Annotated in this window: 8 protein-coding genes; 5 read left to right on the top strand and 3 right to left on the bottom strand. The window is 43.5% G+C overall.

The annotated features are described in order from the left end of the window. Nucleotides 1-35 precede the first annotated feature (35 nt). The 4 genes from guaA (at nucleotide 36) to FRZ06_13705 (ending at nucleotide 3561) form a co-directional block, all read left to right on the top strand. Nucleotides 36-1601, top strand: coding sequence for a glutamine-hydrolyzing GMP synthase (guaA, locus tag FRZ06_13720; protein ID QOX64325.1), 1566 nt, complete (start codon nucleotides 36-38; stop codon nucleotides 1599-1601). 326 nt (nucleotides 1602-1927) lie between these two features. Further along, nucleotides 1928-2290 (top strand): hypothetical protein, encoded by a 363-nt coding sequence (locus FRZ06_13715; GenBank protein ID QOX64324.1) that lies wholly within the window; start codon nucleotides 1928-1930, stop codon nucleotides 2288-2290. 16 nt (nucleotides 2291-2306) lie between these two features. Further along, entirely contained in the window at nucleotides 2307-2738 is a 432-nt protein-coding gene (locus FRZ06_13710) for a hypothetical protein (protein ID QOX64323.1), read from the top strand. Between the two features lie 343 nt (nucleotides 2739-3081). Next, on the top strand, nucleotides 3082-3561 hold the full coding sequence (locus FRZ06_13705) for a hypothetical protein (protein QOX64322.1): 480 nt from the start codon (nucleotides 3082-3084) through the stop codon (nucleotides 3559-3561). Between the two features lie 573 nt (nucleotides 3562-4134). On the opposite strand, the gene FRZ06_13700 is transcribed toward FRZ06_13705, so the two are convergent. Continuing rightward, the gene (locus FRZ06_13700) at nucleotides 4135-7707 is read right to left on the bottom strand and encodes a family 43 glycosylhydrolase (protein QOX64321.1); all 3573 of its coding nucleotides are present in this window, start codon (nucleotides 7705-7707) and stop codon (nucleotides 4135-4137) included. A 1096-nt stretch (nucleotides 7708-8803) separates the two neighbouring features. Here FRZ06_13700 and FRZ06_13695 point away from each other — a divergent pair. Next, nucleotides 8804-9007 (top strand): ATP-binding cassette domain-containing protein, encoded by a 204-nt coding sequence (locus FRZ06_13695; GenBank protein QOX64320.1) that lies wholly within the window; start codon nucleotides 8804-8806, stop codon nucleotides 9005-9007. Between the two features lie 649 nt (nucleotides 9008-9656). Here the strand turns inward: FRZ06_13695 and FRZ06_13690 are convergent. Together FRZ06_13690 and FRZ06_13685 are read right to left on the bottom strand one after the other, a co-directional pair. Beyond that, entirely contained in the window at nucleotides 9657-10727 is a 1071-nt protein-coding gene (locus FRZ06_13690; GenBank protein QOX64319.1) for a nitronate monooxygenase, read from the bottom strand. A gap of 211 nt (nucleotides 10728-10938) precedes the next feature. After that, nucleotides 10939-12345 (bottom strand): hypothetical protein, encoded by a 1407-nt coding sequence (locus tag FRZ06_13685; GenBank protein QOX64318.1) that lies wholly within the window; start codon nucleotides 12343-12345, stop codon nucleotides 10939-10941. Nucleotides 12346-12357: the final 12 nt, after the last annotated feature.

Raw genomic sequence — 12357 nt, 5'->3', positions numbered from 1 at the left:
AGCTTGTAAGCATATGAATTGAGAGGAAATAGTAAATGGATTTTAATGGTGTTTTGGTGGTTGACTTCGGCGGTCAGTACAATCAGCTGATTGCGCGCAGAGTCAGAGAAGCCAGCGTTTATTGCGAAATCGTTCCTTATTCCAAATGCCTGGAAAGGGTAAAGGAGAGCAAACCGGAGGGAATTATCTTCACCGGAGGTCCCAACAGCGTCTATGAGGCAGGAGCACCGACTCTGCCAAAAGAGATTTTTGAAATGGGAATTCCAATTCTGGGAATCTGCTATGGTGCGCAGCTGATGGCTCATGTCATGGGCGGCGAGGTTGTCAGCCCGGACTATAAAGAGTACGGCAGAGTCAAGCTGATTCAGGGCGAGAAGGAGGCTTCCGGAAACTGTGCCAGCCTGCTGTTTAAAGGCATCGCAGCAGACAGCATTTGCTGGATGAGCCACACAGACTATATCAAGCAGGTACCGGAAGGGTTTGCGGTTTCTTCCTTCACGGAAAACTGCCCCACCGCATCCATGGAGAACGTGGATCGGAAGCTTTACGCAGTACAGTTCCATCCTGAGGTACATCATACACCCTTTGGACAGGATCTGCTGAAGAACTTCCTGTACGAGGTCTGTGGCTGTGCCCCTGACTGGACCATGGCAAACTTTGCAAAGACGAAGATTGAAGAAATTAAGAATACCGTAGGCGACAGAAAGGTGCTTTGCGCTCTTTCCGGCGGAGTTGATTCTTCCGTAGCTGCGGTACTCACCCATAAAGCAATCGGGGACAACCTGACTTGTATCTTTGTTGACCACGGCCTCCTCCGTAAGGATGAGGGCGACCAGGTCATGGAGGTTTACGGCCAGCAGTTCCATATGAAGATCAAAAGAGTCAATGCCCAGGAACGCTTCCTCAGCAAGCTGGCAGGGGTATCCGATCCTGAAACAAAGAGAAAGATTATCGGCGCGGAGTTCATCCGCGTGTTTGAAGAGGAATCCAAGAAGCTGTACGAGGAAGAAGGCGGAATCGACTTCCTGCTCCAGGGTACCATCTATCCTGACGTAGTGGAAAGCGGCTCCGGCGAAGCAGCTGTCATCAAGAGCCACCACAACGTAGGCGGTCTTCCGGACGACATGGAGATGGAGCTTCTTGAGCCCCTGAGACTGCTCTTCAAGGATGAGGTTAGAAAGGTGGGCGAGGAAATCGGCATCGCCTCCGAGCTGGTATGGCGTCAGCCGTTCCCAGGACCCGGACTAGCCATCCGCTGCCTTGGCGAAATCACAGAAGAGAAGCTTCACATCATCCGCGAGTCCGATGCGATCCTTCGTGAAGAAGTAAGACTCAACGGACTAGAGCGAGAGATCTGGCAGTACTTTACCGTGCTTCCAAACATCCGCAGCGTAGGCGTTATGGGCGACTTCAGAACTTACGATTATACCGTAGGCATCAGAGCCGTAACATCAGTAGATGGCATGACCTCTGACTGGGCAAGGATTCCCTACGATGTGCTGGAGAAGATCAGCAACCGAATCGTGAATGAGGTTAAGGGCGTGAATCGGATTGTTTATGATGTGACATCGAAGCCACCGTCAACGATTGAGTGGGAATAAGAAAAAAATTGATCTTAGTTATTTTAAACGTCAGCTAATCGCTATGGTTTGCTGACGTTTTTATATTATCTGTATTTCTCAGAAATCGGCTAATTTTTTGTACTCAGTAAGGGATAGCCATTTATATATGTCAAGAAATGTAGAAATATATTATATATTTGCTGAAAACAATAAATATATCTCTAAAGGAATAATATTATAATCAATTTACGACGTTAAAGTGACTAGTAGTAGGTATGGTTATGGTTTTGGATCCGGAATGCTTTCTGGTGCCATTGCTAATACGATAGGCGATTCTTTTCATTTACAGAAGGATGAATACTCCTATGGATTTCGTAAATTCTGCTGTTGCCGGTGCAATAGGTGGATCATTTGGATATGGTGCATCTCGCTTAGGCGGTAATATGTATAAAAGTGGAATTTTTGACAACATGTCAAGAAATGCCCAGAGAAGCTTCATGAGGAGTAATTTCAATATTAGAACCAATATAAGTGATTCTTCTCAAAACAATAGTATAGCAAATTATTATTCTAAAAATAGCTGGTTAATTGGCGGATTTTCAGAGTTATTTTCCAATACTGGTACAGAAATCGGGTACAATTATATGCCAGGGATTAATAGTTACCTTTATAATTCATGGAATAGAGGTTATATGAATTATAGGTATCCTTACCGATATTATCGTTGATGAAAGGGGATGCTATATGACTATGAGTAGAATGCAACTGTTGAGTATGTGTCGTAATTTTTTTCTTTTTACAGTTTTCTTAACTATATTTGTAATTTGGGGGTTTTTCTATGCGTATAGTATTTATAAAATATTTGGTCTGATTTTATTGCTATTTGCATCGACAATCACAATGCCTTACTTTTTCAAAAATACATATATCATCATAGCGGATATATCAAAAATGGATACGGATTCATTTGAAGGGAAGATTGAGCGGATAGAATATTCAAAATTTAGAGACATTTTACCTTGTGGAATTTTAATTTTCAATAAAAAAAATGAGAGGGAAAAATCCGGAACATATCACTTGAATGTTAAAATCCGAGCTCGTGTTGGAAGTTGGGTAAAAATACAATATTTAAAAAAATCAAGAATCATTATTGATTATGAAGTAATCAAATATTAAAGAAAATCGGAGGCTCTTCACCGCAAAGCAATCGAAGATGATAAAAGCAGCAATAATTTAGGCCGGTAGATCTGTTGCTATTAATATTACGGCAGCGGGTATACCGGCAAGTTAGATTACACAAAATCAAAACTCACAGCGTAATACGGCTTCTGGAAAATTTCGTAGACAAATAAAGTCCAAAAGCAAAGTGCGAAATTGATGATGGCTCTCTGGGATGAAATTGTAGACCGTTTGCAAGAATAGGGGTTGATTAGTGCGACTTTTGCTCAGACGGTAATTTGCTTAATAGCTTTACATCTACTATAGTAGATATTTTTCGATTATATGGAGGAGGTTTTTTATGAAGTACAATTTCTCTATTCCCCAGCAACCCGAGACAGTAATAGAAGTAGATATTTCTCTCTGGACAGGTAAGCAAAATGTTTGGGTGAACGGACATCCCGCTAAACAATCTGGCCAAAGCAAGCGGCGTAAGCCCCAATTCTTAATTCCAGATTCAACTGGTACAGAAAAAACGCTTGAATTAAAACCCTCGCTCTTCGGCGAATTAACAGCTTTTCTGAGCGGAGAGAAAATACAGGTTACTCCACCTTTAACCTGGTACCAGTACATATTTGGCGGCTTCCCGATTCTTCTCATATTCCTAGGTGGTGCAATCGGGGGTTTCTTTGGCATATTAGGTTCCATCATCAATTACAGCATTCTGAGAAGCAACTTTAACCTTGCGGTGAAAATCCTCGCTGTGATTGGCGTATCCGCAATTTCATTGCTGCTCTATCTGCTCTCCGTTTTTACAATAACATCAGCGTTAAAACTATAAAAGTTATCAGTTACAGCCTGAGACAGAAAAAATATCTGTAAGCGTGATTCTATATTATTCAGAAATCGACAAGAATAGTCTTATAAAGGCAGGTATTGTGGTGGTATCGGCGCAGGAGTATCTCTTGGGATAGGGGCTTTGGGAAGTACTGCGTACGGTTTGAGAGCGACTAGTAGGTATTGTTATGGTGTTGGATCCTCAATGCATTCTGGTGCTATTACGAATACGATAGGCGATTCATTAATTTACAGAAGACCTCGTATTCATCGTCCCTGATCGATTTTATGCCAGTGTATTTTTGGACAATAGAAACGGACAAAAAAGATATAAAACGTTTGAACTCAACTGACTCCATTTTGACTCCACTTTTTTTGCGTGTCAAAATTACCTGGTGAAAATATGAGAATATAAACACAAATTACAACGAAGAACTACCAGAAAACACTCATGACACACTATTTGGAATTGAGTGGGAATAAAAATATAGAGCGTAAAACCTTTAAATTTTAAGGGCTTTACGCTCTTTTTTATTTGATAGCGATCTTTTGATTGATTAAATGACAAAGGCTCAGATTAAGACAATTCCAAAAGCCCCTGTATCATTTTTACGGCCTGCGCCCTCGTCGCATTGCCTTGAGGTGTGAAAACCGTTTCCCCGTTGGATTCGCTCCCGCCAATAATTCCGGCTTTCTGCATCGCGTCTACTGCAGCCGCAGCATAGCTGCTGATTTTCCCTTGATCGCCGAATGATATCGCATCCGAGGTTTTCGGAAGCGTAATCCCGCGTTTTTCAGCTACTCGGTACAATATTGCCGCCACTTGTTCACGGCTGATATTGTTGTCCGGAAGGAAATTGACACCGTTCGATTGCGCAACTCCCGTAACTAAATTATTGTTAGCAGCTATTTTGATCTGAGGCAATGCCCAGTGGCTCGTACTGTCGGCAAACGTAGTATCGCCGGTTCCGGTGAAGCCAAATGCTGCCACGATCATTTTTACAAACTGAGCTCTGGTTACATAAGTATCGGGTTTAAAGGTTCCATCTTCGTAACCAGACACGTATCCGGCTTTGACAGCAGCTGTGATATATGACTCGGCCCAGTGGCCTGATACGTCGCTGAACGTTACTGCTTCAACGGGTTTGTCCTCGATCGTATAAGTGAAAGTCGCAACGCTGCTGTTGGTATAACCGCTCTTGACCGCGATTGCTTTTATTTTCATTGATTTGCTGACAGATATTGCTTTGGTATAAAGTGTGCTTGCACTAGTCGGAGTTGTCCCATCTGTTGTGTAATAGATGCTGGCACCTCCTGTTGAGGTAGATAAACGAACGCTCTGCGCGCTGGTATAAGTACCGCTTCCAGGATCGGCCGTCGGGGCCGATGATTTTTGCGTCGATGTTCCTCCTCCGGAAGAACCGCTGGAACCGGAAGAAATTGTATAGTTAAAAGTCGCGACGTCACTGTTCACAAATCCGTCCTTTACCGCAATTGCTTTTATTATCATGCTCTTTTTAACGGAAATGCTGCCGTCATACAATTTGCTTGAGGTGCTTGGCGTTGAGCCGTCCGTCGTATAGTAAATGCTGGCATCCGGTGTTGAGGTTGATAAAGAGACACTCTGCGTACTACTATATTTCCCGGCGGGCGGACTTGCAGTCGGTGTTGAAACGATGTCACTATTACGTTTCAGTATGACTGTTTTTGTCAATGAAGCATCGCTGCTTAATACCTTAAAGGTACCTGAAGCGGTCTCGTATCCGGTCTTTGTTACGATATAAGCATAATCTCCCGAATCAAGGTCAAATTTCGCTTTCCCATTTGAGTCGGTCATTTGTACTATATCCGTATCGGGGTCGATCTTATATACTTCATTTGTATCGGGATTGATCTCGTATACTGATCCTACGGTTACTTCCGCTCCTCCGATTCCGTTCGTACCGTCTGTTACGGTAAAGTTCACCGCACAGGTCTCCTCGTATTTTAAGGTCACTTCTATTCGTCCGCTTGTCTCACCCGGATATACCCTTACTTCGACGGTACCCCATTGAGTCGAACCATTGCCAAACTGCGTCAGGTTGAGCGCAGTGACCGTAGGCTGGGTGCCTGTCCCTATCAGTTGCCTTTCTGTCAGTTGTTGTGGGCCCCAGATTCCAACCCCATAAGTATGTTGTAAAGTGTAAGTGCCAGGCGTGATGTCGTTAAATACATACACCTCGTCTTTACCGTAAGTTTCATACGTCATTTGTCTGGACGTACTTCTAGTGCCCCCTGCTGGTTGTCTTATCAAATCGAGTTCAGCGCCTCTGCCCCGCGTTTCAAACGAGTTTTCCACGTAATGAGGTGTACCGCTGGAGAAAGCCTCTACTTCAAAATAATATTCCGGATCAACGTTCAGGGTTTTAATGTTGAAGTAATTCTTCCCATAAACCATATCGCTATTATACAGTTTGTTGGGTTCAATGCCGTAGCGCACCACATACCCGTCGGCGCCATCCACCGGTTCCCACAACAAATTGGCGTTGCGGCGGTCTAATTGGCTGCGAACAGCCATTACATTATCCACCTTTGTGAAAGTTGCCTCATTCGGATTGCCGAAAACACGCAACTCCTTTACAGCAAACTTTCCTTTATCGGGCGTAAATACATTTGTCAACTTCACATACCGTCCTGTTACGGCGGTGGGGAGTTCGATGTAATCGGACTCTAAGTCCTGAGTATTATTGCTTTTGTCAATAATCGTGGTCCAGTTCTTGTTATCGTTGGATACTTCGACAGTATATGAGTGATATTGGGTAAGTGCGTTGTATGAGGCGGTGGCGCCAGCTCTGTCCCACAGTGTCTGTATCCCGCGAATATCACTTTCTTTGCCAAGGTCGACGGTTATATACTCGCCCGGATCGCCCGTTTGAGCGCTCCAGTATGACTTCCCATCCTGATCCACCGCCAATGCCGGCCAGTAATTCACAAGCGTGGAAGATGTTTCGACCCGTTTGTTTAGGGATAAAAGCATCCATCCCGTAAAATTATCCTTGACCGGATCCGACTTGACGCCGGGCAGATATTGCGGATAATCACCAAATTCGACATTTCCGTGCGCCACGCCCTCTGCGTCGAAATCTGAGGGGTAGAGAGAGATAAGCGTATTACCGTTTCCGCCACTTTGGGTGAACGCCGTCATACAGATGGTCCAAAGCTTACCCTGCTTGTCTAGGAATATACTGCCGTGGCCGGCGCCCGGCGCTACGCCTGATGTGTTCCTTGTAAGCGGGTTATTTTCATCATATACATATGGACCCAACGGATCGTCTGCTACGTATACGCCCTGCGCATAAGAGGCAAATTCGAGGCCGATAGATGAATACAACACATAGTATTTGCCATTGTACTTGAGCGGATGGGGACCTTCAGTCCATCCATATTCTTGGGGACGGTATTCCCTGTCGGTGAAATATGGAAAGATAAGGTCATCTTTATATCTGGTTTCCCAACCATGTTTATGGGGGTCGCCCCAAAGGCAGACAACGGGTTTATCTATTTCTTTGAAGGTTGTTTTATCTAATTCAACGACGCGAATCCCCAAAATCTGCGACCATCCGTAGTACATAAACAGCCGGCCTGATTCTTCATCGTAAAGCATACTGGCATCACCATAATTGTTGCTGGAAAATGTACCGCAATCATACCATATTCCCGATTTCGGATCGTCAGTCGTCCTTACTCTGCTTTCTGTATTTCCGGCATAGTTATACAGTTTGCCGTCAATTTCCGTAATACCTACTATCCCGCCCAGTAAATTCGGCGCAGCGACATACGTCCAGTTTACGAAGTCATTTGACCACCAATAGCCCTTTTGGAAACTTATAAATAGATAGTAGTCACCATTAAATATTTTGACAACAGGCTCGCCGCCTCTCGACACTCTCCCCGAACCCTGAGTAAGCGAAATGGGATTACAGTACGTGGTTGCGTTTTGTATGAACTCCTTTCCCGATGGCACTACCGGTAGAGCCGACGTTGAAACCGCGCTTCCGGTGATCTGGTTGCCGCTGGTCTCTCCTCCCTGGGCCTCGACTGCGCCGCTCGCGCCCATAAAACAAGTGGCTGTGATGACAAACGATAAAAGAATACTTAGTAACTTTTTCATAAGACTCTCCTTTTTGTGGTTATACTACCACCAATAAAATATAATTATCTCAGAAGCTTGTCATTGGTCAGTGGTTTGCCATTGCTCAGTTGGTTTGTTGTTACTCAATAGTTAACAGCGTTCAGACCGCCATCGCGGCTTTTCTTTTTACACCCCCTTATTTAATTATTTCATGCGCCCCTGTCTTCATCCCATTGCTTTTGCCAGGTATTCTGCGTCTGCGGGTCGTCGTCCGGTACCGTCCTTTCCACCATAGAAGAACTGGGAGCGGCGGGAATCAGGCCGGTGGTCTTACCAGATAGGAGATCTTGGTAGTGCTCCCCAGGACTGTACTGCAACGGTTTTCAGCGTCATCATGAAGTCATCCGTCGCTCTCGCTCTGTGCGAAGGAGCTCATCGGAAACATGCTGAGCACCATGTATAAAGCCAGAAAAATAGATAGAAACCCTCTTCCTTTTAACATAAAAAATACACTCCCTTTCAAAATAAAAATTAATTGTGCGCTTGGAATAAGGGCTTTTTTTCATCACCTCTGCTTTCAAGACTCTTCTGATGTCTGGAACCGGGGAGAGCCGGCTTGTCCATTTTTTCGGCGTATTCTGCAAACTCTCGAAGATTTGCAGAGCCGCTGCTGGCGTCAAAGTTGAAGCCGACGTTTTTCAGGTCGCCGGCTTTTTCGTTTCGTTAATTTATTGAAACACTTTTGCAAAACTATTTTATATAAGTTTTAATTTATCATATCACTCTCAAATCTCATGATTCAACTAAATCAGCTCTAAAAATTTCAACAGTTTATGCATATAAGATTAATAATTCATCATATTTTCTAAAAATATGACGTGGTGACCTTAAATCATCTACGCTATGGTGTTTTTCTTAGTACGGCATTGGCGGCGCGTTTTCGCCTTAATGTTGTATTTCTGTTATGGATGAAGAACACCGTTTCTTGATCCATTTTTTAGCTTTTTGCTGCCGCTTGTTCAGGTTCTCAGAGTTGAATAGGGTTGAACAAAATTCGTCAAATTCAGGATGGGAAGCCTGGCGTTTTCCTTACTGTGGTTTGACTTTTTTATTTATTAAAACGGAAAATCATGATATGGAAAAGATCCCTCTTTTGGAGATGAAAGGGAATACGAAAAGATTTGAAAATGTCCTTGCCAACGACAGCATAGACCTGAAAATGTATCCGGGAGAGAGCCATGCTTTATTGGGAGAAAACGGCTCCGGAAAAAGTACGCTGATGAATATTCTGCTTGGAATCTACAAGCCGAATGTGGGCGGGGTTATTTTAGGTGATTAATATTGTTTGATAGGGGATAGCGTGGTATGATTCAGCTAAAGTTTAGAAAAGTTATCTTTACGATTGAATTTTGGGGTTGAGGGAAATTGTGCTTCATATGGATAGAAAAACAGGAGAAATTGAAGAAGTGTATAATGGCCCGGGAGATATTCCGTTTGAGAAAGCTTATCATTATCAGAAACTGATCAGGGAAGTCAACGGTGAAGTGAAGATTAAATCACCTGTTGGCTGTATCTGGATGCTTTAATCCTGAATAAGGCAAATTATATTAAAAAATAATGAGCCATAAATTATTATTTCGACAAAAAAATTAAAAAAGGTATGCTATAACTTCATTATTAAATAAAAAAATACAGAATGATTGGAGGTAGCTACTATGGGAGATAAAAGTCCGAAGGACAAGGAAAAGAAGAAGAAGAAGAGCGCTGAAAAGAAATCCGAAAAGAACTCTGCTGCTACAGCATCTTCCTCAATAAAGACAGGCAAGCTTAAATAAAGTAAAATAAGGCGAAGCTTTAATGAGTACAATTGGCTTACAGGTTGATCCTATATTCAAGATAAATAAAAAAGATTTGATAAAATAAACACAAAACCCCTAGAAATCAATATTAGTTCTAGGGGTTTTAATTGAAAACGTTGAACCGTCTGATTAGGCTTTCTCTGCTTCGTTGACCAGCTCATTCATCAAATTCCGAACACTCATGATTTCGTTGACTCGATATGCATTCGTTCCAGTAAAGACCAAGCCGTCATTAACATTGCCGGTTACTGACCGAATCAGCGCTTCTACAATACAAAATTTTGCTTCCTTCGCATGGCAGGATTTCATGCAGCCCGAGCAATGATCGATCTTTAAGGGAGTGGTTTTAATCTTCTCCGAAAATTGATTCTTCAAAGCCCTTCCTGGCATTCCAACCGGGCTTTTTATGATCTCGATATCTCCTTCTTCTGCATGGATAATGGCATTTTTGAAATTGATATGTGCATCACATTCGTCGGTGGTTATGAACCTTGTGGAAATCTGAACCGCTGAGGCGCCGAGTTTTATATATCTGGCGATATCTGCTCCGGTAAAAATTCCACCCGCAGCGGCGACCGGAATCTTCTTTGCATATTTTTCCTCAAAAGGCCGTATCTCTTCCAGGACTTCTTTCAGCACGCCCTCGAGCGTGGGTCTGTTATCTGATGTCAATTCTTCCATGCTGAAGCCTAAGTGCCCTCCGGCATCCGGGCCTTCTACAACAATCATATCAGGAAGCCGATTGTATCGCTTATCCCACATTTTGCAGATTACAGCAGCAGTTCTTCCTGATGAAGCCATCGGAGCTATTTTCGTATTGTAGCCCTGCACGAGTTCGGGGAGCTTTGAAGGAAGGCCGGCACCGGAGATGATGATATCGATCCCTTCTTCGGCTGCCGCTTTCACGAGTTCCTCATAGTCATTCACTGCAGCCAGAAAATTGACTCCGATCACGCCATTTGGACTAAGTTCTCTTGCGGCACGGATTTCTTTTCTCAGCGCGCGGATATTCGCCTCCATGGGATTGGTTTCGAAATCTGGTTCCAAAAATCCAAGCACCACACCTGAAATGACACCGATGCCACCTTCATTTGCAACTGCTGAAGCCAGCCTGGACCTGGAAACGCCAATCCCCATTCCGCCTTGTATAATTGGTTTTTGTATGGTTAGGTCCCCTACTACAAGAGATGGTAATTTCATATTGCCCTCCGTACGATCGTTTTCACCGTATGCATATGTAATAACAATAATAATCATTACATCGAGTAATCGATACTACATATTGTGATATTTAATATAATAGCATATGACGGAGAAGTGTCAATACAGGAGTGAAAAACTTATATGATTAATTTGAGTTATAAACTTTGCAGGCTACTTAACAAGGCGGATATTTTGTACAAACCGCAGCTTACTGTTCATATCCTCCTTTGCTCATTCTAAAGCATACTGCTTTGCTCAGGATGTAATATATGATGGCGCAATAAACAGCAACTGCGCCTGTTGCTGTGGCATATCGAAAAGCGGGAGTACACTCCAGTGTGATTGGATCAAGGAAGAAGTAATAAACAGGGGTGGCAGTAATAAATACAAAGACAGCAACCGGATTAAAGCCCTTCCAGAAATAGAACTTTGATTCCGGAGTTTTGTTATAGAACTGTCTCATGTCCCATTTCTGATTTCTGAGGAGGAAAAAGTCCACTACTGCCATCATCGAAATCGGACAGTAGATCAGACAAGCCAGGCCGAGAATAAAATAGAAATGGTCATAGATAAGATTTGACCAAAACAGGCCGATTAAAGTCGGTACCATATAAACAGCCGTTACGATGAACCATCTCTGCCTGAACAAAGCCCTGACCTGCTTCAGTCCAAGCGAAGTGGTGTAAATCATAATCGAATTTGCCGAGATATTTGCTATGCTTACAAGGATCAAGGAAAGGATTCCAAGTGCCCCTCCGCAGATCGGAATCATCCATGAGGCAGGGTCGCTGTCTCCAATAAGCAGAGCTGCTGCGGCTCCAAGTGCTGTGCCGACAGTAGCTGCAAATACAAGTCCTAATATATTGGGCCAGAAAGCGGCCCTTGATGTCTTACAGATTCTTGCAAGGCCTCCGATGTTAGGCCACCATGAAAAACCGGCGCCAAGGCTGAGCTCAAAGGCGATAAGGAAGTTTAGCCACGGATCATCAAAGGGTTCCAAAGCTGACATTTGCGCGATCTCTCCCCAACCGACACTTCTGCTGATGAGAAAGATAAGAATGACAATGACGACTAAGAATACAGGAACAACGATGGTGCTCATGATCTTGATCAGGTGCGGTCCTCTCAGGGTTACGAACCAGCAGAAAAGAGCAACAATCAGGCCAAATACGACAACATATAAGTTGGATGAAAAATCTTTGCCGGTTATGTAGTTTAGAATCTGGATCACTGATCGGGAAACTAAAGTACAAAGAACGATGGTCCAGCCCACGGTAACTACCGCGTTGAGCACAAGATAGGATTTTGTTCCGTTATGACCCAGGTAGCTGATAGAGGAGGTGAACCCGTCTATTCCATATTTTGCAGATGGCAGGGAGGTTGACATGCTGAGCAATATGATTGCAATCATATTGCCGGATATGGATGCAATGATTGCAAGCTTAAAATCTACAAAAAGTGCAAGCGTGCCTCCAATCAAGAAGCACCATGTAGCGACCGCAAAACCGGTAATGACAAACGAATAATCCCGAAAGCCATATTCCCGATCATTCTTCATAATTGGCAGAAGGTCAAACTGAACTTCGCTGTTGATGTTCATTTCGTGTTTACGCATGATTCCTTTCCT

Source organism: Clostridiales bacterium, assembly GCA_015243575.1.
Lineage (GTDB): Bacteria > Bacillota > Clostridia > Peptostreptococcales > Anaerovoracaceae > Anoxybacterium > Anoxybacterium hadale.
This window is presented reverse-complemented; position numbering and strand designations above follow the sequence as displayed.

Coding starts and splice junctions, on each gene's coding strand:
- FRZ06_13710 (QOX64323.1), top strand. CDS start 2,307: ATGACTATGAGTAGAATGCAACTGTTGAGTATGTGTCGTAATTTTTTT.
- FRZ06_13695 (QOX64320.1), top strand. CDS start 8,804: ATGGAAAAGATCCCTCTTTTGGAGATGAAAGGGAATACGAAAAGATTT.
- FRZ06_13715 (QOX64324.1), top strand. CDS start 1,928: ATGGATTTCGTAAATTCTGCTGTTGCCGGTGCAATAGGTGGATCATTT.
- FRZ06_13705 (QOX64322.1), top strand. CDS start 3,082: ATGAAGTACAATTTCTCTATTCCCCAGCAACCCGAGACAGTAATAGAA.
- guaA (QOX64325.1), top strand. CDS start 36: ATGGATTTTAATGGTGTTTTGGTGGTTGACTTCGGCGGTCAGTACAAT.
- FRZ06_13700 (QOX64321.1), bottom strand. CDS start 7,707: ATGAAAAAGTTACTAAGTATTCTTTTATCGTTTGTCATCACAGCCACT.
- FRZ06_13690 (QOX64319.1), bottom strand. CDS start 10,727: ATGAAATTACCATCTCTTGTAGTAGGGGACCTAACCATACAAAAACCA.
- FRZ06_13685 (QOX64318.1), bottom strand. CDS start 12,345: ATGCGTAAACACGAAATGAACATCAACAGCGAAGTTCAGTTTGACCTT.